Raw genomic sequence first — 25862 nt, 5'->3', positions numbered from 1 at the left:
GGAGAACATACATGGAATATAGTAAATTAGGCTGGGAAGATGTTAGTAAATTTGAAGAAATAAAAGGGTATGGACAACATATTTGGCAATATCAAGAGAAATATTTTTTTGTTACAGATGAAGGAGGAATAGCTGAACAACGGGTAGTCTATGAATTACCATTAGAACTATTTCAATTATTAAAATCTGGAGAAAAGACACTAGTAGAAATTCATTTTAGGTTAAAAAATGACTGTTGGCCACCGACGGAAGAAGAAAAGAACGAAATAAGAAAAGATAGAGCTAGAGAAAAGCCAATTGTGCTAATTTCCAATCGGAAAAATCAGTTGCTTTTTAGTAAGAAAGAACTTGAAATACTTATTCCCCAAGCCGAACAACAATGGATAGAATCAATGGGGAAACTTCCAAATGATTATGTATCACCACTTAAGTAAGGAATGTATAAATGAAACCAACAAAACTGCAATGGGAAGATGTTACCCAATTTGAGGAAATTGAAGGATATTGAAAATCCATTTGGAAAAATGAGGACAAATATTATTTAGTTTTAGAAGAAGGTACCGTAGCTTCTTGGTTAGTAATCTATGAACTCCCACAAGAATTATTTGCCTTACTAGAGAGTGGTGAGAAAACGCTACGCGAAGTATCTTGGAAGATTCAGAATGATCGTTGGCCACCAACGGAAGAAGAAAAGAGGGCTAGTGAGAAACGATTCATAGAAGAGAGTCCCACATCATTAATTGATATACCTGAAACTAGAAAGTTATTTAGTCAGGAAGAACTTGAAAGATTAATTCCGATTGCTGAGCAAATGTGGATTGACTGGAGAGGCAAGCTTCCAGATGATTATGTATCACCATTGAAATAGCTTGTAAGGAATTTGTTTAGACACCGTTAGTTGTGGACAAGTTTCTTTTTTTAATTTAGGTGCACTAAATGAATCGCTCCCAAAATGTGTTGAAAATATTGACAGAATTCCACAATTAGACTGGATAGTGGATATAGGAATTGTACCAAGTTAAGGTTTTGAACTATGAAAAACAAATATATGAAGTATGCAGACAAATTACAAGATTTAATTGACTTAGAATATCCAAGTCAGAAGTTATACCCGGGAATTATACAGGATATATATAACTTAACTAAGTGTATAAAAAGAGGAGAAAATATCGGTGACATTAGTTTTTTTAGTTTAGCAAGAAGATTTGTAGATGAAACTATGGATTATAAAAGCGAAATTTTAGTAGTCTTAAAACAATTAGAGAAAGAGTTAAAAAAAGAAAATTGATGGACAATATATTAATTGATTTGATAACGAATCTAAGAATTTGTTATGATAAAAGTACAGAGATACAATTATTTAAAGAATGATTACAGACAAAATTTTTGTGCCCTATCAGTATTGATGATCACCAACTATTAATACAAAGAGCGGATAATGTTCATGAAATATAGTAAACTAGGCTGGGAAGAAGTTAGTAAGTTTGAGGAAATAAAAGGTTATGGACAACATATTTGGCGACATCATGAGAAATATTTTTTTGTTACAGATGAAGGGGGAATAGCTGAACAGAGGGTAGTCTATGAATTACCATTAGAACTATTTCAATCACCCTACCAAGTTTTTCTGAGTTACTTGAAAAGTCTAACTTAATTTGACAATTTAGGCAATAAAGAAATCCTAGACAAGCTTTTGAGCTATTCAGAAGACTTGAAATACCACTATAATCTCTATCAGCTCTTGCTTTTTCACCTTCAGAATAAGGAACCAGAGAAATTTTTTGGACTCATTGAAGACAATATAAAGAAGGTTCATTCTCTTTTTCAGACTGTCTTTAAAACATTTCTAAAGGACAAAGGGAAAATCATCAATGACCTTCAGTTATCCTATTCCAACGCTAAATTGGAAGCGACTAATAATCTCATCAAACTTATCAAACGCAATGCCTTTGGTTTTTGGAACTTTGAAAACTTCAAGAAGCGAATTTTCATCGCTCTGAATATCAAAAAAGAAAGGACGAAATTTGTCCTTTCTCGAGCTTAGCTTTTCTTCAACCCACTACAGTTGACAAAGAGTCGTAGATTTTAGGTATTTACCTTGTCTACTTAAGAGGTATCATATCATCGAGATAAAGGTGATTTGTTTGTTCCTAAGAATGAGGTTTTAGGTTTGACTTGTGGCAACTTCTGGAAAAAGCTTGTCTAGGATTTTTGGAGTGATAGCTTGTCCAGGACCTTCAGCACAATAGGTGTGAATATACATAGCGGGATTGAAGTTGAGCTCGATACAAGTGCAATGAGGTTTTTCCTTGCTAGCAGGCTGAGTTTTATCTGGAATGATGAGGTCAACCCCGCAAGCCCAGGCCCCCATGCTAGTTGCCATAGCTGCTGCCAATTCTTGGTAAGAGGAATCTATTGTCTCAGTGACATCAATAGAGTCACCACCCGTAGAGATGTTGGAGTTACGGCGGAGATTGACCTTTTTCCCTTCTGGGAGAATATCATCAGGTGCATAACCTTGCTGAGTCAACATCAATTGTTCGATGTCTCCTAGCTTAATGATTTCCAGAGGTGAGCGGTGGTCACGGCCTCGCAATGGATTGGCATTTTTCTGAGCGACTAATTCACGAATGGTGTGTTTGCCATCACCGACAACATTAGCAGCGACACGAAGGAGGACAGACTCACAACGCCCGTCCAGAATGAAGAAACGGTATTCGGTTCCTGGGATAAATTCTTCAACAAGAACAGCTGTATCTTCTGCAAAGGCAATCTCGAGAGCTTTCTTATAGTTATCAAGGCTGGCAGGCTCTTGGAAAATGGAAATGCCCAGACCGAAGTTGGTTGATTTTGGTTTAACCACAATTTGCTTGCCCTTGATAAGAGGATAGTAGGCTAGACCTTGTTCTAGACTGGTAAATTCGTCGCCGGCAGGGACAGGGAAGCCAGCATCAGCCAGGATTTTTTTGGTCACGGTTTTATTAGCCATGGCAAGAGGAACTACATAGTTGTCTTTTGAGGTCATGTTACCATTTTTGACGTACTCAACATGATCTTTATGCCAGAGTTTAAGGAATTGATCCTGCTCATCTAGGATTTCAAAATGAAGCCCTTTTTGAATGGCATCAAAGAGCAGCATCTGGGTAGAAAGTTCCATCTCCTCATAACCCTTAAGGGCATAGTGGGCAGTCCAGTCGTAATCATGATAGGCAAGCGCCTTGTCAAGGGCAAAGTCAGAAAGGGACTTGTCTTTGATATGAGGAAGAAGTTGAGCAGCTAGTGTCTGACTGGAATCTGCAAAGGCATCTTTAACTTGTTTGACCAGACCTTGATGATAGTCACCAAGCCCAAAATGTTGCACCAGTTGGTCTAGAGCTGTCGTAATGTTCTGAGTTTCAGCTTCAGAAGGTAGAGGTTCTAAAGGATGAGAGAGGGCAATTTTTTCATTCAGCGCGTGACCTTGAGCCAGAGCCTGATCAACATTTTCAGGGGCATCCAGCCAGAGGAAGGCTAGAAGGAGTAGGTGTACGGTATCCATGGTAGTTTGGCTAATACCGATACGCTCAAAGGGGTTGAGGTCGAAGTTACGGAATTCCAGGTAGGTGATTCCCTTGTCAAGGAAGGAGCGATTAACCTTTTGTCCACGGAAACGAACAGCCGAGTAAAATTCCTTTTCCGCAATCAAATCACCTTGTTCGATATAGTTTTCGATGGCAGAGACATAGTTTTCTAGGCTTGCAAAAGATACTTGTATTTCTTCCTTATTGACATAACCATGGTCGCTGTTTCGGAAGGAACGCACGAGTTCAGGCACTTCTTGGTCGAAGAAGCCTTGCTCAGCAACAGGTGCAGCACCAAAGAGATAGGTAATCACCCAACGATAGCGCAAATAGTTCTGAGCCAGCTTAAGATAGAGGGCGTTTTTGAAAGCGATTATATCAATCTGGTCACTTTCTTGGAATAGGGCTTCAACAAAATCTTTCCCTAGTTCCATATTATAGTGGATACCTGAGATAGCTTGTAGTTTAGTTCCGTATTTTTCGGCCAGGTAGTTACGATAGTGGCGTTCAAATTCATTTTCCAGTTGGGCAACTTGGATTTCTTGGGCGTTGATACGAGGAGGCATGGACAAGGGCCAGAGAAGTTCATCTTTACTGATGGAACGTCCAGCTACATCGGTAATGGCTCCAAGAAATCGACGAGCCTCAGTGGTAGATTTAGCAACTGGTGTGATGAGTTCCATCTGAAACTCACAAAAATCTGTTTGAATATAAGGGTGGAAACTTCGAGCTCCTAGGCAGGAAGGGTGAGGCGTATGTGCTAATTTTCCCTGTCTATCGACACGAAGACTTTCGCGTTCAATTCCAAAGTTAGCTTGAAGGATAGGGCTAGTAGGCTCCAGCTTTTGAAGCAGTTGATTTATAGTCATAGAGTCACCTTTTCATCTAATGTTAGTGATAGTCTATTATAAATAGGAGAAGAAAACAACTTTCCGCTACGGTTAAGGGGAATTTCCGAATGTTTCAGATAAGAATTCTTAAAACCAGTTGTTTTTTAGCTCTATTATATGCAAAAATTGTAAAACACCCACTGATTTTTATGTAAAATGTTGTTTCTCTTGGAATTTAAATCAAATTAGCCTATACTAATGACGTATATATGAGAACGAAAGAATCCCTAGGGTCGGCACTGCACCCATAAAATGAGACACAAGAAAACACTCCTGTTGAATTCTGGTAAACTAGAAACAGGGGTGTTTTGTTATGGTCAAAAAGTATATTCATTAGAAACTAAGCAGCCTGTATCGAAATGAAGAAGGCAGGCAAATCAAATAAAGTTATCATGGATACCCTCAGCATCAAAAATGCTAGTCAGGTCAAGAACTGGTTGCGATGGTATTAGAATGATGAATTGTACCGTTTCTACCAACCCGTGGGGAAACAATATACTTATGGTAAAGGGATGAAACAGTTATCTGAAGTGGAACAGTTACGTTTGCAGGTAGAATTACTAAAAAAGTATCAGAGCTTGATAAAAGAATCGACAAAGTAAGTCTTATCAAGCTAGTAGAAGAGTATAAGAAAACGTGTCCTGTATCTATTATTTTAGAATGTTTCGGCGTCAAACGCTCCACCTTTTATCGCTGGAAACAGGAGTGTAAGAATTCTCAGAAAAGAGGCGAATAGCAGATAATGGCTGTATCGAATGGTTTCACTCTGTTCTCAAGTCTGAAACCTTCTATCTCCATAAGTGGAGAAACATAACTGAGGTAGTATAACAGATATTGTCAAAAATTACATCATATTTTATCCTGATGATTATGTATCACCATTGAAATAGCCTGCGTCGAACTTGTTTAGACACCGTTAGTTGTGGACAAGTTTCTTTTTTTAATTTAGGTGCACTAAATGAATCTCTCCCAAAATGTGTTGAAAATATAAATAGAACTCTGGCTTTCTCCTAATGCAAGTACGGGAAGAGTTGAAAAACGCTAACCTGTAATCTCTCCTCTAGCTATTCCACCTATTTCATGCTAGAATAAAGAAAAACACATTTGGAGGCATTATGAATCAGACAGTGACTTATTTGCAGGAATTGACAGCCATTCCTTCACCGACCGGTTTTACACGTGAGATCGCAGACTATTTGGTCAAAACCATTGAAGGCTTTGGGTATGAAGTGACTCGGACTGCTAAGGGAGGCGTGAATGTGACCGTTCCTGGTGTGATCACAGACAAGCAACGCTACGTCACAGCCCATGTGGATACCTTGGGGGCTATTGTCCGCGCTGTGAAAGCAGATGGTCGCCTCAAGCTAGACCGTATCGGTGGTTTCCCTTGGAATATGATTGAAGGGGAAAATTGTACAGTCCATGTAGCCAATACAGGAAAGACCCATTCGGGGACAATTTTGGTCCATCAGACTTCTTGCCATGTCTACAAGGATGCTGGAACTGTCGAGCGGACCCAGGACAATATGGAAGTCCGTCTGGATGAAAAAGTGACCAATGAAAAAGAAACCCGTGCTCTTGGCATTGAAGTGGGTGATTTTGTCAGCTTTGATCCACGGACCATTGTGACAGATACCGGCTTTATTAAATCTCGTCACTTAGATGACAAGGTGAGTGCGGCGATTCTCTTGAATCTTCTGCGCGTCTACAAGGAAGAGAATATTCAATTGCCAGTAACGACTACCTTTGCCTTTTCAGTCTTTGAAGAAGTGGGGCATGGAGCTAATTCTAGTATCCCGTCTGAAGTGGTAGAGTACTTGGCAGTGGATATGGGGGCTATGGGAGATGACCAAGCGACGGATGAATACACGGTATCCATCTGTGTCAAAGATGCTTCAGGACCGTATCACTACGAATTCCGTCAGCATTTGGTATCCTTGGCAAAAGCCCAAGAAATCCCTTATAAGTTGGATATCTATCCTTTCTATGGATCAGATGCCTCTGCAGCCATGAGTGCTGGAGCAGAAGTCAAACACGCTCTTCTCGGGGCAGGAATCGAATCTAGCCACTCATATGAGCGGACCCACTTGGATTCTGTAGTCGCAACAGAGCGCATGGTCGATGCCTACCTCAAGAGCGAATTAGTAGATTAAAAATAACAACTATATTACGTAGTGGTTTAGACTGAAGAGAGAGTTGTTTTAGAAACTTTCCTTAGGTGAGTACGGACGTCAGCGAACTTCTACGAAGTTCCATGACTTAGTTTTGAACCTAATGTTTCAAAACTCCCGAGTGCCTGAAACAAATGTGTTTCAGGCACCTATCTCACAGCGGAAAGTTTCGTTATACTTTTGTTTGGGTCTAAAATCAATTATTTCAATTATTATAAATCGCTATGTCACTTGATTTTAAAAGGATTTGATTCTATTCAGAACTACTCTCCGGAGTAGTTTTTTTCATAAACTAAAATTTTCTGAAAATTCCTTTTCTTCTGAAAATCTTTGTGGTATAATCTTAAAATAAACTTAAAATTTCTTAAGGAGTTTTACATGAAAAAAGAAATGTCATTGCACTTGCGGGAGTTGCCCTCCTTTCAGCAGGTATCCTAGCAGCTTGTTCTGGAGGTTCTAAATCATCTAGCTCAAGCAACGGCCAAAAATTCTCATATGTCTATGAGACGGAACCTGAAAACTTGAACTATATCACATCTGGTAAAGCAGCAACCCACGATATCACAGGAAACTTGATTGATGGCTTGTTTGAAAATGACAAATACGGTAACTTGATTCCATCTCTTGCAAAAGATTGGACGGTTTCCCAAGATGGCTTGACTTATACTTATAAACTTCGTGATGATGCTAAATGGTATGATTCAGAAGGCGAAGAGTATGCGGATGTCACGGCTAAAGATTTCGTCACAGGGATCAAATATGCGGCTGATAACAAATCAGAAATGCTCTACATCATCCAAGATTCTATCAAAGGCTTGAATGACTACGTCAGCGGTAAAAATAAAGATTTCTCAGCTGTAGGAGTAAAAGCAGTTGATGATCATACCCTTCAAATCACTTTGAACCAACCAGAATCTTTCTGGAACTCTAAATTGACACTTGGGATCACTTTCCCTGTCAACGAAAAATTCGTAAAATCAAAAGGGGATAAATTCGCTCAAGCAAGTGATACTAGCTCCCTTCTTTACAATGGTCCTTACATCTTGAAGAGCTTTACTTCAAAATCTTCTATCGAAATGACTAAGAATGAAAATTACTGGGATAAAGACAAGGTCTACGTCTCAGATGTAAAATTGGAATTCTACGATGGACAAGACCAAAGTAAATTAGCGAAATCATTCGGTGAAAATGCTCTTAGCTTGGCAAAACTCTTCCCAACTGGATCTGGTTACTCAGAGCAAGCCAAAGAATTTAAAGACGAAATCACCTACACTCCTCAAGATGCTGCTTCTTATGTCATTGGTACCAACATCGACCGTCAATCTTACAAACACACAGCTAAGAAGACCGACGAAGAAAAACAATCTACTAAGAAAGCCCTCTTGAACAAGGACTTCCGTCAAGCGATCAGCTTTGCCTTCAACCGTGAAGCTTATGCTGCTCAATTGAACGGAAAAGACGGAGCAAGCAAGATCATCCGTAACCTCTACATTCCACCAACATTTGTCCAAGCTGATGGCAAGACCTTCGGTGAAATGGTGAAAACACAATTGGATACCTATGGAGATGAGTGGAAATCTACTAAACTAGATGATGGTCAAAACGGTCTCTTCGATGCGAAGAAAGCGAAGGAAGAATTTGCAAAAGCGAAGACTGCCTTGGAAGCAGAAGGTGTGAAATTCCCAATTCACATCGATATGCCTGTGGACCAAACCACTCCATCAAGAGTTCAACGGGTGCAATCTTTCAAACAATCAGTTGAAGAAGCGCTTGGTAAAGAAAATGTCGTCATCGATATCCAAATGCTTTCGAAAGAAGACCTTCAAAATGTGACCCTCTTTGCGCCAAATGCGGCTGGCGAAGACTGGGATCTCTCTGATAATGTTGGATGGAGCCCTGACTACCAAGACCCATCAACTTACATGGATATCTTGAAAGCTTCATCTGGTGAAAATACTAAGACTTTCCTTGGATTTGACCCAAGTGGAAACAATGAAGCAGCTAAAAAAGTTGGTCTGTACGACTTTGAAAAGATGATCAAGGATGCTGGTGCAGAAACACAAGACGTCAACAAACGCTATGAAAAATATGCGGCTGCGCAAGCTTGGTTGACTGATAGCGCCCTTGTTATGCCAACTTCTTCATCAACAGGACGTCCATTCTTGACACGTATCGAACCATTCTCAGCTCCATTTGCATGGACTGGTGGTAAAGGAAAAGACCACGTGATCTACAAAGGAATGAAACTCCAAGACAAAGCTGTGACAAGTGCTGATTACAACAAAGCCCTTGAAAAATGGCAAAAAGAACAAGCAGAGTCAAATAAAAAAGCACAAGAAGATCTTAAGAAGCACGTTAAATAAGGATCGATAACCGAGGCTGATGCCTCGGTTTTTTTGTGGATCAGATGAATATCTGTTTGATATTAAAACGCTTACATAGTATAATGGGAGTGTTGATTACAAAAAGTTAGGAGACTGACATGAAAAAGAAAACAATGGTTTCCATTGTCGCATCGAGCTTACTGCTCGCGCCGATGGTTTTGCACCAAGTAGTAGCAGCAGATGAGCAGACAGAAGAGTTAGCCCCATCGACAGAAGTGGTCCATGCTCCATCTACTGAAGCAACACCGACAGCAAGCGACACAAGCACTAGCTCTAGTGAAGAAGGGATAAGCTCAAGTGAGGCCTCGTTGGTTCGGGCAGCAGTTGTAAATCAAGTTGCTCCTTCATCAGTGGAACTTTCAAGACAAAGTGGTCCAACCGTCCCAGTAGCAAGTCCAGCAGCAACAAACAGGGAAGCTGCACCTCAATCCACTCCTACTTCAGAAGCACTGGCAACAAGTCAGGATTTGGCAAAGGTCACAGGTTCGACCCTTGCAGCGGATCAGACCTCTAAAGAGTTGACAGTGCAAGATGCTGTTAATGGCTTGCTTCAATGGGCAGCAACAGATCCTAGCCAATTGGGGCAAAATCAAGCAGATCGGGAACGCTTTGCCAAAAGTTTAGGTTTGATTGAAACATCAGAAGATCTGACTCGTAAGGTCAGTCAGCCAGAATTGGCCAAGATGTACGAAACAGCTAAGAAACTCTATGATGCCTACCGGGCTGAAAAGAAAACTCCTCTCTTTTTAAATGGTCGTGCCCAGCCGATTTTCCCTTATACGACGGGAGAAAAAGCAGACCAAGACTACAAATATGAGGACAGTCAAATTGTGCGCTTCCCAGTCTATGTCGAAACGGACTACGATACCGATGCAGATGGCAAGCCTGACTTGGTCAAAGCCATTGTTCAATTACCAAAAGCAGTCGCTCAAGGGGATTTTAAGGCAGCAACCATTCTGGAAGCGCGTCCTTACGTAGCGGGAACCTTGGATGAAAACTATGTGACTCTTGAAAGTCTGGGCTTGCCGACAGATGGATCCTACGACATGAAGAAGTTGCGGGAGCAACCAGCTAAACGCCAAGCAGTCGCCAGTGAAACAACAGTAGAAGCAGCAAAAAAAGCCAAAGCATCGGATTGGTACTACTACAGTCCCTACGAGTATATCTATGACTACGAAGATCTCAACTGGTACGACTATTTCTTGGTCAGAGGCTATGCCTTTATCTCTAGCGCCGGACTTGGTACCAAGGGATCAGAAGGATTTAACACGACAGGGTCTGACCTCGAAATCAATGCCTTCAAGAATATCATCGAATGGGTCAATGGCAAACGCAAGGCCTACACCGATAAGACTAGCAATGTCGAAATCAAGGCAGACTGGGCAAGTGGCAATGTCGCAATGACCGGTCTGTCCTGGGCTGGAACCACAACCTTTGGTGTGGCAGCGACTGGCGTAGAAGGCCTAAAGACCATCGTTCCAGCAGCAGGGATTGCCTCTTGGTATGATTATTTCAATAGCCAAGGAACCCAGTTTGGCAATGCACCTTATAGTGACCTTTCATGGCTCTCCCTCTACGTTAGCACGCGGATGCTGGACCAAGACGACTGGGCAGGGATTTGGCAAAACTATTCTAACTACATCAACCAATTGAACAAAGACCAGTACGCCCATGATCGTAACTACAGTGATGTCTGGAAGGAGCGGGATTATACCCTTCATCCGGAAAATCTCAAGACCAGCGCCCTGATCGTCCATGGCTTGAATGATGACAATGTCAAGACCAAGCACTTTGAACTTATGTACTATGCCCTCAAGAAAGCAGGACAAGATGTCAAGCTCTATCTTCACCAAGGAGATCACGTCTACCCAGCGGCTATGTCAAGGGGATACGGCATCACCGCCAATGGTCAAGATTTTTATGATTTGCTCAATACCTGGTTGACCCACTACCTCTATGGCGTGGACAATCACGTCGAAAGTTTGCCAGCAGTTCTAGCTCAAAACAACTATGATCCAAGTAAGTGGACCAGCTATGATAACTGGAAGAGCAGTCAACGTCTCTTCTTACATGCAAGTTCGAAACGGCTAGAAGAAACCATTTCTAGTGACTATGTAGCTGCGGGTGTTGAGATCGCTAACCGTAATGAAACTGTCAGCAAAGCCTCCTCTAAGGCTAATCTGACCTTTGTTTCTGATGTTACTGAGGACACTACGATTAAGGGCCATATTCCCGTTCATTTCAAGGCAGCTCTAGCCAAGGGTCAAGGAAAGAATTTCCAAATCAACGCCCTCTTGGTAGACGTGGCAGATGAGGACTTTGACGTTGTGGGAAATGGTAGCGTCAAGCAAGATAAAACAGCAGACGCTTTCTGGATGGGAAGCAATTTAAGCAACTTATCTGTAGCCGAATACGAAACTATCAAGACCAAGTACAAGGTGATTGCTAAAGGGTGGATCAACCTTGCCAACCCTGAGTCTGGCTACGATTCAGCAAGTTCACGAGCTAGTATCGAGCCAAAAGTTGGGGAATACCATGATTATACGGTCTATCTCCAACCAAATCTCTATACGGTTAAGAAAGGTCACAAGTTAGCCCTAGTCTTTAACACCTATGACCCATCTGATTTAACGGTGGAGCATCCATATGAAGTAACCTTTAAGACAGATTCTATCCAGGCTGCGATTCCAATTGTCGAAAAGACCCGCGCCCAAAAGGCAGTCTATGTGCCAAGTGCAGGCGATACAGACTATGCAAACTTGCCAGAAATAGAAGGAGCTGCTCTAGTAGCACCAGAAGTACACGACAAGGAGGAATATATCCTTCCAACCCCAGAACATCTTGTCCAACCAAGCCAAACTCTTCCTGAAAAAGATGAACAGATGCAAACAGGATCATCTAGGCAAGAGAACCCTGTTATTACACTAGCTGTATCCTATGGACATCAATTTGTTTCACAAGGATTGGCAGAAGATCCTCAAGAAGTGACACCTGCAGGAGGAGAGCAAGCAGATCCTACGCTTCCTCAAACAGGGAGCAAAGACCATGCTCTGGGTCTCTTAGGGGTGATCAGCCTTACAGCTTCTAGTCTCATCTTTTGGCGCAAAAAGAGAGAAGATGCCTAAGGAGTCCCCGTAGCAAATATTTCTAAAATGACATCTTTTAGTGTAAAATAAAAGTAGAAATGCAGAATCAGTAGTCACTACTGAAAAAGGAGGAAATATGGCACACGTAATCACAGATGCAACTTTTGAACAAGAAACCAGCCAAGGCCTTGTCTTGATTGACTTTTGGGCAACTTGGTGCGGTCCATGCCGCATGCAAGCTCCAATCTTGGATCAGTTGGCAGAAGAAGTACATGAAGATGATTTGAAAATCTGTAAGATGGATGTCGATGAAAATCCAAATACAGCGCGTCAATTCGGTATCATGTCGATCCCAACTCTTCTCTTTAAAAAAGATGGACAAGTTGTCAAACAAGTGGCTGGAGTTCATACGAAAGCCCAATTGAAAGAAATCATTGCAGAATTGAGCTAAAAAGAAGACTCGTTTTCCAAACTGGAAAACGAGTTTTTTGATGCTCTTTATTTCTTTCAAATAGACGCGATACCCATTGACAGCGCTTTCTTATAGTGCTAAAATGAAGCTGTATTTCCTATAAAATTTTTACAGGAAAAAATTCTCCTAGGAAGATGTAGATCCTAGGAGAACATTACATATAAAGGTTATTGCCCCTCTGTATTTTGGGCTACCCAGACACTGACGGAGCGCTCTGCCACTGGGAATTCGGCAGTACCGTCTTCTTGGACTTGGACGGTTTCGTTACAATTTTCTAGGACATCATAGTAGGTGAGACCTGCGTAGGATGAGCCGATCTCCATGATTTTTGTAGCAGCTTGGTTATTGGAAATCAAGCAGGCGATTGGTGCTGATTCTTCTGAACCTGAACGTGTCCAACCAATGCAATTAGGATCATCGAAGTAGTCCGTTTGTTCCCCATAGGCCAGATCTTTACGAACCCATAAGAGGCGATCGAGAACCTCTTGGAAACTTTCTTGCGCAAATTTGCCCTCGATCCCGTAGTAGTCTCCATAGAAGACACAAGGCAAACCAGCTTCACGAAGTAAGATCAAGGCATAGGCTGCAGGCTTAAACCATTCTTCAATGGTAGATTCCAAGGCTTGTCCTCGTTGGGTATCATGGTTGTCCACAAAGGTCACGGCCTCTTCAGGATGATTGAGCGCCAGTGTTCCATCAAAAATAGTTCGAAGGTCGAAATTTTCACCCTCTTGACTAGCTCTGAAGAGATTTTGGTGGAGGGCCACATCGATCAAGTCGTATAAGTAGTCAATGCTTTCCAAGTATTCATCATTGGTCTCTTTATCCCCATTCCAAAATTCACCAAAGACGTAGAAATCTTCTCCATATTTTTTGGTGATATTGTGGATGAAATTCTTCATAAAGAAGGAGTCGATGTGTTTGACCGCATCCAGACGGAAGCCTTCTACACCAGTCGTTTCGATAAACCATTCAGCCCATTGGTCGAGATTTTCTACAACTTCGGGATGTTTGAAATCGATATCGGCGTACATGAGGTAATCGTAGTTTCCGTTTTCCTTGTCTACCAGATCTCCATGAGCCCAACCTTTGTTGTCCCCTTGGATTTGGTAGATCCCACTTTTATTACGTGAAGCATCGTAATCCGTACCGGTGAAATGGTACCAATGCCAGTGAAAGTCATTATAGGCGCCATTTCGGCCATCAAAGGTGAATTTAGTCCATCCTTGAATGGTGAAGGGCTCAGTGAGAACCTTGTTTCGATCCATGGGATCGACCTCAACAACCTCGAATTCCTCTAAGCCATCGGCAGCAGCCTTATGGTTGAGAACGACATCGGCCATTGGTTGAATCCCTGCATCTTTGAGGGCTTGAATGGCTTGAAGATAATCATCTTTGAAGCCATATTTGGTGCGAACCGTTCCTTTTTGGTCAAACTCGCCCAAATCAAAGAGGTCATAGACTCCGTACCCAACGTCATTGTTAGAAGTAGCTTTAAAAGCAGGCGGCATCCAGACTTTACGAATACCCAAGTCTGCTAAGTGTTGCGCCTCTTCAGCAAGACGCGTCCAGTGGTTCCCATCAGCGGGCAAATACCACTCAAAATATTGCATTAAGGTTTGATTTTCCATCGTTATTTCTTCTTTCATGTGAATGTCCCTATTTTACCAAAAATAGTTGGATGCCACAAACGTTTGCGCTGGAAGCAAGCCCTTTCTAAAAAAGAAATCGCATACATGAAAGAAATGAAGTGAGATTATAAAAAAATAGAGTCGGGTCCCGCTAGGACTGACTTTGAAAATGGTGAAAGGAGACCATTTTATGAAAAAAACAACTCTTGTTTCTCTACTCGTTGCAGGTTTACTGATTAGTCCTGCTGTACTCGCCCAGCATGTGCAAGCAGACCAAGTAAGCAGCACAACTACTGAGGAGACGGTGACTCCTTCTACGGCAAGTTCTGAAGTTACTGAAACAGTGACCTCAACACAAGGAGACACTATAGAAACCGTACAGCCTGCAAAAGTGGAAGAGGTTTCAGAAACTAACCAATCAACCGCTCCGACAACTACTCCGACGACTGAGCTACATGAAGAACCTGCGTCAAGTCCAGCGGTAGTGAGCGCCCCAACTGTTGAGCCCACTCTAGCCAATCAGCCAAGCCCTGTGCCTGCGACGCCTTCTGTTCGTAGTCAAGAGGAGCGCGCGATTCCAAAAGTAAGCCAAGGAGACTTGGCTGAAATTACTGGTGCAACTGTAACCGACCAGGATCGTGAAAAAGAAGTCACTGTGACGGAGGCAGTCAATCAACTATTGAACTGGGCTTCAACCAAGGAAAATCAAGTCGGATCTACTGATAAAGACCGATTAGCTTTTGCCAAGAGCCTTGGAATGGTTAAGGAAGGAGTGGAGGGTTCTGCTCCAGTTACTAATCTCACTTCGATGGTTGATGTAGCCAAACAGCTCAGAGCAGCTTACCGAGCTGACAAGAAGACACCTCTCTTTTTGAATGGCAAAGCACAACCTATTTTCCCATTTACGCCAGGAGACGATCCGGAGCATTACTCCTATGATAAGAGTGACATCGTCCGCTATATTGTCTATGTGGAAACCGATTATGATACGGATGGAGACGGCAAGCCTGACTTGGTCAAGACCTTCGTGCAGGTGCCAAAAGCTGCTGTCAATGGGGACTATAAGGCAGCCAGCATCTTTGAAGCCAGCCCATATGTAACAGGAACAACAGAAGAGCGTACCTTAGAGGGAATTGGTCTCAAAGAAGGTGGTAACTTCGATATGGCCAAGCTCTATGAAAAACCTGCCAAACGCCAAGCAACCAAGACTGTTACGACAGAAGAAGTAGCCAAAGCGACCGATCCAAAGGATTGGTACTATGTCAATCCGCGTGAAAGCTCTGAAGATTATACGCATTATGATTATGAAAATCTTAACTGGTACAATTATTTCTTAGTTCGTGGTTATGCAGTGGTGACCAGCAGTGGTTTGGGCTCAAAAGGATCAGACGGGATCAATACGACTGGCTCTGACCTTGAAGTCGCTGCTTATAAAAATATCGTTGAATGGCTCAATGGCAAACGCAAAGCCTACTCTGATAAGACTAGCAACCATGAAGTCAAGGCAGACTGGTCCAACGGAAACGTCGCCATGACTGGTTTGTCTTGGGCAGGTACGACAACATTTGGCGTAGCTTCTACTGGTGTTGAAGGGCTCAAGACCATTGTGCCAGCTGCAGGGATTGCTAGTTGGTATGACCATTTCAACAGCCAAGGATCTCCTCTTGATACCGGAGCTTCCAATGACCTATCTTGGCTGTCTGTCTATACCTCAGGCCGAATCCTTGATAAGGAAGATTGGGACAAGATCAAGGATTACTATGCAGCCTATATCACCAAGCTCAATGAGCTCCAACACAAGGATGGTCATAATTATAATGAAGAATATGCCAAACGCGACTACACCTTAAATGCAAGCAACTTAAAGGCGGCCCCTCTCATTATCCAAGGGCTCAATGATGACAATGTCAAACCAAAACATTTTGAACTCATGCTGGAAGCCTATAAGAAGGCGGGGATTGATCCCAAGGTCTTGCTCCACCAGGGCAATCACATCTATCCATCTACTCGTTGGTCAGGGACAGAAGTCGCAGGCCAAGCCTTTAATGACCTGATGAATCTCTGGTATAGCCATTACCTCTACGGTATTGAAAATGGGATTGAAAACCTTCCACAAGTAACAGCTCAGGACAATCTAGATCCAAGTAAATGGCGTCGTTTTGATAAATGGGATACCAATAATGCCATCTCTGCTCGAATCTACTCAAAACGGGAGGATGTGACAGTAACTGGTGATTACTATGGTACGGGAAACAACTGGACTACACGTAACCAAGATGCAGCCTTCCATTCCTCAGAAGTAGCGGCTTCCTATGCAGCACCTGTCGACCAAGATGTCACCATCAAAGGCCATATTCCTGTGCATTTTAGCGCTGCTTTTGTCAAGGGAGACAAAAATCATGCCCATGTCAGTGCGACCTTGATGGATGTCTCAGACGAAGACTTTGATGTGGTCAAAGAAGAAATCACCTATGACAAAGACGGTTATAGCACACGCACATTGGACAAAGAAACGATCGATGAGACAGGCTACTGGAATGGTAGCAACCTTGAAACCTTGCCTCTCAAACGTTACAAGACCCACAAGGTTAAGAGTGTGGTGATTGCGCGTGGTTGGATGAATCTGGCCAATCCAGCATCTCGCTATGACTCAGCAAGTTCTAGTCATTCTATTGATCTGAAAGAAAATGAATATCATGATTACACCATGTATCTGCAACCAAATCTCTATACAGTAAAAAAAGGCCACCGACTGGTTTTGAGTTTGCACACCTATGATCCAGATTACATCTATTTTGCAGATCCTTATGAAGTGTCCTTCAAGACAGATTCTATTTCTGCAACGATTCCAATCGTAGAAGACAGTCGGTCTCTCTTGTTCCGTTATCAACCAAGTGAAAAAGATACAGAGTATGCGTCATTGGCAGATCGGATCTTGCCAATTGCAACCATTCAACCAAAAGTAGATCCTGAACAAGACCCAAGTCCAGTAGATCAAGCGGAAAAACCAATTGTTCCAAGTAATCCAATGACGCCAACCAATCCAGCTATTTCTGAAATTCCTCAAAAACCAAGCCACGGTCGAGATCCGATGGACTTCCGTAAGGAACAAAAAGAAGAAACTGCACAAGAATTGGCTCAAAGAGCTGATAAAGATAAGATAGAAGTGACAAGCCAACCAAGCCTTCCAAAAACAGGTCAAGCAACAAGCTCTTGGACTCTCTTTGGCTTCCTAGGACTCATGCTCACCAGCCTTTTGTCACTTGGCAAAGCTCACAAAGATGAATAGTAGAAAAGAAGGATGGAGAGAAAGTGAAAACCACCAATAGAGAGAGCATCGAAACGATTTTTTCCGAAGCCTTGGCGATTCCAAGCTTCACCAATACTGAGACCGAGCAAGGAATCGAAGCCTACCTGGATCAACGGATTGGACAAATCCCCTATTTCAAGGAACACCCGGACCATTTTGGGCGCTATCAGGTGCCACAGGATCACTTGCATCGGTCGGTCAATTGGGCCCTGGTTGATAAGGGAAAGAAAAAAACAGTTATCCTTTTCCACCACCATGATACAGTTGATCTAGAAGACTATGGAAATTTGGCAGAGATCGCGCTCGATTCTGATAAAGTAGCAGAAGCTTTGAAAAGACTGGACAGTCGACCTGATATGCAGGAAGATTTAGCTTCTGGGGAATGGAAATTTGGCAGAGGGTCTTGCGATATGAAAGCAGCATTGGCCCTTCAATTGGGGGTTCTGGAAGCCTATGCGACAGATCCCGTGGAAGGTCAGGTCAATCTGCTCTATCTCTCTGTTGGAGATGAGGAATCCTATTCACGTGGGATGCGTGGAGCTTTGGGCCTCCTCACAGATTTGCAGGAGAAGTTTGATCTGAATTATGTATTAGCAGTGGATTCAGAACCCTTTGAATCAGAGGTAGGAAAAGAAAAGGTCCTTCACATTGGCACAGTCGGCAAACTCATGCCGGTCGTTGTGGCACAAGGTGTCTTGTCCCATATGAAGGAGCCCCTTAAAGGGATCAATGCCTTGTCACTCTTAGTGGCCATCGCAAGCCAGCTAGATCTTCATCCCGATCTGGCAGATCAGGCGCTGGGAGAAACGTCTCCCCTTCCTTCTTGGTCCTATCTCAGAGATTTGAAGGACCAGTACGATGTATCGACCGTGCTCTATGCGGCTGGTTATTTCAGTGTTCTGCATTTGAAGAAAACACCCCAAGAGCTCCTACAGCGGATTTATGAGCTTAGTCAGGAGGCCTTGGATGCCTTTTACAAGAAGTATGAGCACTTGCAGGATCAGGCTGGCCAAGACCATATGATTGCAAGGCCAAGAGTCATCACCTATCAAGAACTAGAGGAACGATGCCAAGCCATAGAAGGTTACCAAGCCTTTAGGGAAGCTTCTAACCAAAAAGCGGAATACGATTTTCGTAATGGGACCAGCTACCAGAGCCTTGCAATCCAGCAAATCCAGCGACTCCTAGAGTTTCTCGGAGATAAGGATCCCATGGTGGTTATTGGTTTTGCGCCCCCCTATTATCCTTCCATGAACTGCCGCTTTTTGGACAATACCGATCTCAATATCGTGTCCCTCATCACTGATTACCGCGAGTATCTGGACACAAGAGGTTACCTCTTAAAAGTCGAAGAATACTTTATGGGGATTAACGACACCAGTTATTGTGCCTTGGAAAAGGATGTGGCCTCTTATCAAGTCGTCTTGGATAGCCTAGCCACACCAGCCCAGGTCTATGATCTGGATCTGGAAAAAATTGCCCAAATTCAGGTTCCAGCGGTCAATCTAGGCCCTTGGGGCAAAGAATTGCATAAGCGAGGAGAGCGGGTCTACAAAGAAGACTTCTTAGAGACCATTCCAAACTATCTGCTAGAATTGCTCTACCATTTCGATGATCGCTTATCAACAGAATAAGAAAAAACGGTCCCAATGAGGATCCATTAGGGAGTTAACATGATTACATTTCACGGAGTTACCAAAGATTACGATGGGCACATTGCCCTCAACCACTTGGATCTGACCATCGAAGATGGACAAATTGTCGGCTTGATTGGCCACAACGGAGCTGGAAAGTCAACGACGATTAAGAGCCTGGTCAGTGTCATCACCCCAACTACTGGATCAATTGAAGTGGATGGTCAGGACCTCTATAGCCATCGGCTGGCGATCAAAAAGAAGATCGGTTATGTAGCGGATTCACCAGATCTTTTCTTGCGCCTCACAGCCAATGAATTCTGGGAGTTGGTTGCGACCTCTTATGATATGAGTCAGAAAGACTGTGATCAACGCTTGGAAGAGCTTCTTACGATCTTTGATTTTCAGAGCCACCGCTATGAAGTGATTGAATCCTTTTCACATGGGATGCGCCAGAAGGTCTTTGTCATTGCAGCCCTCTTGTCGGATCCAGATATCTGGGTCTTGGACGAACCCATGACCGGTTTGGATCCACAGGCTTCTTACGATTTAAAACAAATGATGCGCCAACATGCGGATCGCGGCAAGACGGTTATTTTCTCTACCCACGTATTAGAAGTGGCCGAACAACTCTGTGATAAGATCGCCATTCTCAAAAAAGGTAATCTCATCTTCTATGGGACGATCGAGGAATTGAAGGGCCAACATCCCGAACAAAGTCTGGAAAGTATCTATCTCAGCCTAGCGGGGCGGAAGGAAGAAGGTGGCGATCATGCGTCTTAAGATCATCCAACAGCTGGTCAATGTCAATATCATCTATGCTAGTCAGCCGGCCCAGATCGCAAAATTACGCGCCAAACAGGCTAAAAAACCGGACGTCAAACTCAATGTTGCCCGCAGATCGGTGCTCAACTACCTCTTTTTAGGATTGGTCTATTTCCTCATATTTGGCTTGCTCTTTAGTATCTATGATTTTGTCCATCAGCCAGCCTTCTTTGTCAATATGGTGGCCCTCTTTTCCTTGATGACCATTTCCCAAGGCTTTATGAGTTTTTACAATGTCTTTTATGAAAGCAAGGACCTCCAGTTTTACCGGCCCTATGCTTTCTCAGATGCGGAAGTCATTGCTGGAAAAAGTATCTCGGTCATCCTGACCCTTCTCATGGCTATCCTTCCATTGATCAGCTATTTTTTGATCCTGCCTGTCCAAGCAGGCGGCTTCAATCCGTTAGGGATCCTGCTAGGCCTCTTTTGTGCCGTGATTCTCTTAGGCGTTCTCTTTTTAGCGACGATTTTACTAGCTCATTTGATCACTAAGACCCTTTTTTTCAAAAAACACACGACCCTGGTCTCCAACATCATGGTCGGAATTGGTTCTCTTCTGAGCCTAGGAGCTTATCTCTATCTGAATCTAGTCCAAACCCATCGGGTAGAGGTGTCGGGTGGAGCGGATATTCCCATTCTATTTCCACCTTTTACAGCCTTTCATCAGTTTATCCTCCATCCTTTTGATGGTGGAGCGATCCTTGGCCTTCTGGGCTGGATAGCGGTGCTTTTGGTCTTGATCGGCCTGGTTCGCAAAATCGTGATCCCACAATTCTATGATGCAGCCCTTGCGGTTGCGACCAACCAAACCGTCAAAGAGCGCGTGAAAGCCATCCATGTGGGCCAGAAAGACTCCTTTAGACAGTTTGTCATTCAGTATCATCGCAGACTCTTGAGCGATGGAACCCTTATGGTGCAAGTCCTATTGATGATGAGTATTCTGCCATATATTTTCCTCCTCAGTGGAGCAGCAGGAGCATCAAAAAATATAGGAGGCCTCAGTCCTTACTTGACACCCCAGTATCTGGTACCACTGACCCTTGTTGCCATCTTGATCGGTGTTTTCAATAGTTTTGGAGGCTTGACCAGTATCGGTATTTCGCTAGAGCGCGAAAACTTTGAATACTTGAGATCCCTCCCTGTTGATTTCAAACGCTATCTCTTTATGAAGTTTTGGTTGCTCTATCTGGTGCAATCCATCCTTCCTGTCATTCTTCTAGTTGGCGTTTGTCTCTATTTTGGCGTCCATCCCTTGGCTATCCTTGCCATGTTACTGATCTGGGTTGTAACGACCATTCCGATCTGCATCCGAGACTATGTCAAAGATTTTCAGAACTTTAGCACCAATTGGACCAATATCACAGAGTTGATGACCCGTCATCGTGGGAATGCAGTTCTTCAGTCTATCCTCTTGATTGTCTTTCTCTTTGTGATGTTTCTCCTGATCATTGTCAGCTTCATTTGGACCTATCATTCCGTCAGCACCCTGCTGGCTGTGATCCTTTATAGTGTCATCCTGCTAATCGGAGCTGGGATCAGCTATACCATTTACCGCAAAAAAATCCGTACCCTCTACCAAGAGATCGGAGAATAAAAAAAGAGAGTGGGACAGAAATCGGTCATTCGTTAGAATTCAATTTCGTCGTCCCACCTCCGCACAGTTGAGTAGGGCTGTAAAGCTGATGAAATCAGTGTAGTAGAGCCCACTCAACCACTGCGTCTTGCTCGACAATCCAAAAACAAATGAGAGGCTAGGACTTTTGTCCTAGCCTCTTTTTAGTGGTAACTTAAATTTCATACCCCATGAGGAGGCCGCCTTCTTCGGCGTAGAAACTACAAAGTCCAGAAGTAGGAAGGACTTCGATCATTGCATGGGCAAATTTTTCACGAACCAATGCAGAGAATTGCTCAATAAATTTTTCATTGTTGCGGTGGGCGATGGTGATATGACCGCCAGCATAACCCGCCTTGATCAATTCATCAAAAGCAGCTTTGATCGCTTTCTTTTGGCCCCGTGCTTTTTGAAGCAGCTCAAGGGTACCCGTCTTACTAGCTTCCCCGACCATACGGATATTGAGGAGTCCGACAACAGTCCCGATCAATTTGCTGAGACGCCCATTTTTGACCAGATTATCAACCTTGGCCAAAACAAAGAGCAACTTCGTCTTAGACTGGTAGGTCGTGATCACATCGACTACTTGATCAAAATCGAGGCCTTCAGCGACCAACTGATTGAGCTTGCGAACGATCAGGTCCACCTCACCCCCAGCTGACAAGCTATTAATGACGTGGATATTGGTATTCGGATGCTCTTCTAGATAAATCTTCTTGGCCACCTCAGCACTATTGTAGCTACCTGAAAGGGTTCCAGTGATGGTCACAACGACGATATTTTCAGCTCCTTCAAAGGACTTCATATAATCATCGGGACTCGGACAGGCAGACTTAGAAGCAGTCGTAGTCGCATACATCTCTTCCATCATCTGATCGATATTGAGTTGGACATCATCTGTGTAGATAGTTTCTCCCACTTGGATGGTCAGTGGGACACTGACAAACTCCGTATCTGGTGCCAGGTTGTCCAAAGAGCGGTAGTCACAGCCTGAATCCGCAATAATTTTCCATTTCATCAGTTCATACCTCATAATTGTATAAAAATGTACATTGACAAGTAGTTTGTCTTCTTTTACAATTATATCATGAAGTACCATGCTATCCAAGCAGATAACATCAGGTGAGACAGATAGAAAGTAAATGTTATGGCAGAAAGAAAAATATCCGAGAAATCCTTGGAAAATCTCAAACGATTTAACCAAGAAAACAATGCGATTACACGAGAATCCATCGAAATCTCTCTCCTGCAACTATTGGAGAAAAAAGATCTGAAAAAGATCACCATCTCTGAGCTGGTTCAGCGTGCTGGGGTCTCTCGCGCGGCCTTTTACCGCAATTATGGATCAAAAGAAGAGATTCTTGAGTCTATCTTTCAATCTAGTATCGCAAAAATTACCAAGTCTTTAGATGGCTACAACCTCAAGACAGATCTCTACCAAGTCTGGGTCTATCTTTTTAAGGAAGTTAAGAAAGAAGCTAAGATTATCAGCCTGGCCATTGATTACAATTTTGAACGGCTCTTGACCAAGGCAGTCTATGACTTTTTAGAAAAACGAAATGGCAGCTCATCAAATGGCGCTGGCAGCTACCTCAATTCCTTCTGGAGCTCAGCCATTGTCTCTGTCATCTCCAAATGGATCAAGGATGGCATGAAGATTCCCGCTGAGAAAATCGCGACCCTAGGCCTGCCCCTCTTTCCACAAAAGAAGAAGTAAACACCACCGAGAGGTGGTTTTTTTCTTGCAACTATTACCAACTAGTGAGGAAGTTGCCCCAGTCGCAAAATTTCGGTATCATGGTAGGAGTTAACTAGGAGAGTGGAGGTTGAAATGAAACGAGTGAATAAGAAAATAATAGGAGTGCTAGTCCTTTTAGTAAGTATAGGATCTTTCTACTTGTTGAAGCAAGTTCAAAAGCATGGAAAAACGAGTCAGCAAGAAACCAAGCAGAAATATATAGATGCGAAAACTCAGAAACCTAGAATTCATCTTTTTGATGACAATAAATTTGTATTTGTTGCGCAAAAAGATGGGATAGGTGGGATAGCATTTGGTCAAGATTATATTTCGGTTTTGGATGTCCATCAAAAAGAGATCAATCAAAGTATGATTGATAGAGAGAAAAATGGTTCACCTAAAATTGCAAAAGATGAGTATTTTAATATTATTTCTTATGATTTAAATGCTACTGGATTTCCAAGTAAAAAGACGGAAGTATATCAATTATTAGGGAAAAAAGAGTATCGAGGTGCGTACGATATCAGTCAGTATTATGCAGATAACAAGGATTACATACCGGTAACTTTGTATAAAGTTGGAAATAATGATAGTAGAAAAATCATAGTTGATATTACGAATCAAAAAATTGAAGACCTTGAAAATTTTGAGGATTATGGTAAATCACTTTTTTCTGCCACTGAACAGGAAATGTCTAAGGGGAATGTTTATAATAACATTCGGCAAGCTATGAAAGAAAAGTACCATTTGAAATTCACAGCTGGTTATATTGATACCTCACTTTCAAAAGAAGATCGTGAAAAGATAGATATTTCCAATACAAATTTTGCACAAGACTATCCGGAAATGGCTAAGGATATAAAGAATTTAGCTCGTTTATATATGAGACCTAAGCAGTTTTCAACCAAAGAGTGGTTTGATACAGTTCTTCATTGGTTTGCGCCAAAGGGACAGGACGTGTTAGAGGTCTATGCGACGGATCCAAAGACCGGTGAGAAAACACAAATAAAATCCTACGATGAACTGCAGGCTTGGTCTACTAATCATCCAGAGTAGTGTGTGAAAGAAACAATATGAAAAGAAAAAGTTACGTTGAAAATATTAAAAATAAAAATGAGTAAACAAATGGAATTAAAATTTAAAAATTCAAATATGACCTGTATTCAGATTGTCCAGATAGATCAAGAATCGAAAAAGTATATCATGGATACGAGTACAATGAGTCCTAAGAGTTACTACTGGGGAATTAAAACAGATACGATTATAGTGGATATGGTGGAGATTGAAAAGAATAATACCCAGTTCGAAATCAAACCTACAACACCTATCAGTACGACAATGGCAGCCATCATTGTCCAACCAATTGTCAAAGTTGGTTATGATGTTCTAAAGCGGCTTTTTATTCAAAACAATCTTAGTGAGCAAGTATTATTAAAGTTATTACTCTTTGCAATTTCTATGCTGATTTCTTATTTTGCTATTCTGATTTCATTAAAGTTGGCCCATAAAAAAGCAGATAAATGGATTCCTAAAAACAGCCGTAAATACACAGTTACCTTTACAACTATTAAGAAAAGTAACGGAGGAGTATATCCTTTAGTTGGAGCAATTTTCATTTGTTTACTTTTCTTTCTTGGTTTGAATAATGGAACAGAAGGAGCTTTTTTGGTAATCAATGGAATCGTATCCTTATTCTTTTTCATGTTTACTCTAGGAAGTTACCCAATTGCTCTTCCCTACAAGCAAGGTCAAATTATTCTTGAAAAAATAGAAGAACAGTAGACGTTTTGTGATATCGTAGAAGTTACTTAATTGGCAAATAACATTAATTCAGAAAGTGATCAAATAAAATAAATGGCAGTTAATTTTAAAGCCTTGGATGTCTATTATTTTGGCATCCTTGAAATGGATGGAAAAAGGTATGTTTTAGATTCAAATTCGTTGACCTCTAAAAGTTACTATTGGGGATTTGCTCCTAAGGAGTTCAAGTTGGATATCATAGAGTTAGAGGATTCAAATAGAAACTTTGATAAAAAAATTAAAATGGCTCCTTAAGGTAGCCATTCGTTAGCGGTAAGTCTTGGAATTGGACTTAGTTTGGTCCTCAATAGAATCTGGGCTGGAATTTTTAGATATTATAGCATTAGTCAGAATCTCCATTTAAAAATCCTATTTTTTTTATTGTCAATTCTGCTAGCTTTTGTTATTTATAGATTCATCCTCTGGAGATCACGAAAAGAAATTGCCAGACGCCTTACACCCAATCGTCCAAAATATAAGATCGTCTTTCGAAATGTAAAGAAGCAGCGCCAATTTCATGCTTATGTTTTTCTTGTTCCAATTTTTATTGTGTTTGGAATCTATATGAAAATTCATAATGGTACTGAAGCTGGTTTACTTTTTGTCAATGGAATGTTGGCTTATCTTTATATTTGGATCGAATCAGGTAGTATTCCACTGGAATATGCCTATAGAAAGGGACGGATTGAATTTGAGAGACTGGAAGCAGTGGATGAGGATAAATCTGTTTACAAAGAAAATTAGAAGGA

At 42.2% G+C, this 25862-nt stretch carries 17 protein-coding genes and 3 pseudogenes; 17 read left to right on the top strand and 3 right to left on the bottom strand.

Translation table 11 applies throughout. The features are described 5' to 3' along the window. Nucleotides 1-11 precede the first annotated feature (11 nt). The 5 genes and pseudogenes from QM351_RS03765 to QM351_RS03745 all read left to right on the top strand — a co-directional run. Nucleotides 12-434, top strand: coding sequence for a hypothetical protein (locus QM351_RS03765; protein ID WP_414326601.1), 423 nt, complete (start codon nucleotides 12-14; stop codon nucleotides 432-434). 11 nt (nucleotides 435-445) lie between these two features. Beyond that, nucleotides 446-868, top strand: a pseudogene (locus QM351_RS03760) (hypothetical protein). 165 nt (nucleotides 869-1033) lie between these two features. After that, on the top strand, nucleotides 1034-1288 hold the full coding sequence (locus QM351_RS03755; RefSeq protein WP_414326599.1) for a disulfide bond formation protein: 255 nt from the start codon (nucleotides 1034-1036) through the stop codon (nucleotides 1286-1288). 156 nt (nucleotides 1289-1444) lie between these two features. Further along, entirely contained in the window at nucleotides 1445-1654 is a 210-nt protein-coding gene (locus QM351_RS03750; protein ID WP_031573799.1) for a hypothetical protein, read from the top strand. 6 nt (nucleotides 1655-1660) lie between these two features. Further along, nucleotides 1661-2044: pseudogene (locus QM351_RS03745) on the top strand (transposase); the annotation flags it as partial. A 120-nt stretch (nucleotides 2045-2164) separates the two neighbouring features. Here QM351_RS03745 and gshAB read toward each other — a convergent pair. Next, nucleotides 2165-4429, bottom strand: coding sequence for a bifunctional glutamate--cysteine ligase GshA/glutathione synthetase GshB (gene gshAB / locus QM351_RS03740; RefSeq protein ID WP_414326597.1), 2265 nt, complete (start codon nucleotides 4427-4429; stop codon nucleotides 2165-2167). 1136 nt (nucleotides 4430-5565) lie between these two features. Between gshAB and QM351_RS03735 the strand changes: the two genes are divergently transcribed. The 4 genes from QM351_RS03735 (at nucleotide 5566) to trxA (ending at nucleotide 12542) form a co-directional block, all read left to right on the top strand. Next, on the top strand, nucleotides 5566-6603 hold the full coding sequence (locus QM351_RS03735; protein ID WP_414326595.1) for a M42 family metallopeptidase: 1038 nt from the start codon (nucleotides 5566-5568) through the stop codon (nucleotides 6601-6603). Between the two features lie 413 nt (nucleotides 6604-7016). Next, on the top strand, nucleotides 7017-8984 hold the full coding sequence (locus tag QM351_RS03730) for a peptide ABC transporter substrate-binding protein (protein WP_414326718.1): 1968 nt from the start codon (nucleotides 7017-7019) through the stop codon (nucleotides 8982-8984). A 119-nt stretch (nucleotides 8985-9103) separates the two neighbouring features. Next, nucleotides 9104-12130 carry a CocE/NonD family hydrolase gene (locus tag QM351_RS03725; RefSeq protein ID WP_414326593.1) on the top strand — a complete coding sequence of 1009 codons (3027 nt, stop codon included), beginning with the start codon at nucleotides 9104-9106 and terminating at the stop codon, nucleotides 12128-12130. A gap of 97 nt (nucleotides 12131-12227) precedes the next feature. Continuing rightward, nucleotides 12228-12542, top strand: a complete 315-nt coding sequence (gene trxA / locus QM351_RS03720) for a thioredoxin (RefSeq protein ID WP_003002728.1) — start codon at nucleotides 12228-12230, stop codon at nucleotides 12540-12542. 188 nt (nucleotides 12543-12730) lie between these two features. On the opposite strand, the gene QM351_RS03715 is transcribed toward trxA, so the two are convergent. Then, nucleotides 12731-14212, bottom strand: a complete 1482-nt coding sequence (locus QM351_RS03715; RefSeq protein WP_414326591.1) for an alpha-amylase — start codon at nucleotides 14210-14212, stop codon at nucleotides 12731-12733. Nucleotides 14213-14384: 172 nt separating this feature from the next. Here QM351_RS03715 and QM351_RS03710 point away from each other — a divergent pair, with 172 nt between their 5' ends. From QM351_RS03710 to QM351_RS03695, 4 genes are read left to right on the top strand one after another with little or no spacing between them, the layout of a single operon-like run. After that, nucleotides 14385-17483, top strand: coding sequence for a CocE/NonD family hydrolase (locus QM351_RS03710; protein ID WP_414326589.1), 3099 nt, complete (start codon nucleotides 14385-14387; stop codon nucleotides 17481-17483). A gap of 23 nt (nucleotides 17484-17506) precedes the next feature. Continuing rightward, the gene (locus QM351_RS03705) at nucleotides 17507-19138 is read left to right on the top strand and encodes a M20/M25/M40 family metallo-hydrolase (RefSeq protein WP_414326587.1); all 1632 of its coding nucleotides are present in this window, start codon (nucleotides 17507-17509) and stop codon (nucleotides 19136-19138) included. 39 nt (nucleotides 19139-19177) lie between these two features. Next, on the top strand, nucleotides 19178-19921 hold the full coding sequence (locus tag QM351_RS03700; RefSeq protein WP_014713507.1) for an ABC transporter ATP-binding protein: 744 nt from the start codon (nucleotides 19178-19180) through the stop codon (nucleotides 19919-19921). Then, entirely contained in the window at nucleotides 19911-21557 is a 1647-nt protein-coding gene (locus QM351_RS03695) for a hypothetical protein (RefSeq protein WP_023918402.1), read from the top strand. Before QM351_RS03700 ends, QM351_RS03695 begins: the two co-directional genes overlap by 11 nt. Before the next feature lie 193 nt (nucleotides 21558-21750). Here QM351_RS03695 and QM351_RS03690 read toward each other — a convergent pair whose 3' ends face one another. Continuing rightward, a complete protein-coding gene (locus QM351_RS03690; RefSeq protein WP_023918400.1) occupies nucleotides 21751-22593 on the bottom strand; it encodes a DegV family protein in 843 nt (280 codons plus the stop codon). A 129-nt stretch (nucleotides 22594-22722) separates the two neighbouring features. On the opposite strand from QM351_RS03690, the gene QM351_RS03685 reads away from it, so the two are divergent. The 4 genes and pseudogenes from QM351_RS03685 (at nucleotide 22723) to QM351_RS03670 (ending at nucleotide 25857) form a co-directional block, all read left to right on the top strand. Further along, nucleotides 22723-23292: a TetR/AcrR family transcriptional regulator gene (locus tag QM351_RS03685; RefSeq protein ID WP_037599347.1), complete on the top strand. Its 570-nt coding sequence runs from the start codon at nucleotides 22723-22725 to the stop codon at nucleotides 23290-23292. Nucleotides 23293-23406: 114 nt separating this feature from the next. Beyond that, on the top strand, nucleotides 23407-24369 hold the full coding sequence (locus tag QM351_RS03680; RefSeq protein ID WP_414326584.1) for a hypothetical protein: 963 nt from the start codon (nucleotides 23407-23409) through the stop codon (nucleotides 24367-24369). A gap of 69 nt (nucleotides 24370-24438) precedes the next feature. Next, the gene (locus QM351_RS03675; RefSeq protein WP_081103055.1) at nucleotides 24439-25095 is read left to right on the top strand and encodes a hypothetical protein; all 657 of its coding nucleotides are present in this window, start codon (nucleotides 24439-24441) and stop codon (nucleotides 25093-25095) included. 72 nt (nucleotides 25096-25167) lie between these two features. Continuing rightward, a pseudogene (locus QM351_RS03670) lies at nucleotides 25168-25857 on the top strand (hypothetical protein). The last annotated feature ends 5 nt before the right edge of the window (nucleotides 25858-25862 follow it).

It is taken from the genome of Streptococcus parasanguinis, from assembly GCF_047465465.1.
Taxonomy (GTDB): domain Bacteria; phylum Bacillota; class Bacilli; order Lactobacillales; family Streptococcaceae; genus Streptococcus; species Streptococcus parasanguinis_AI.
The sequence above is the reverse complement of the archived record's forward strand: the minus strand, read 5'-3'. Positions and strand labels throughout refer to the sequence as shown.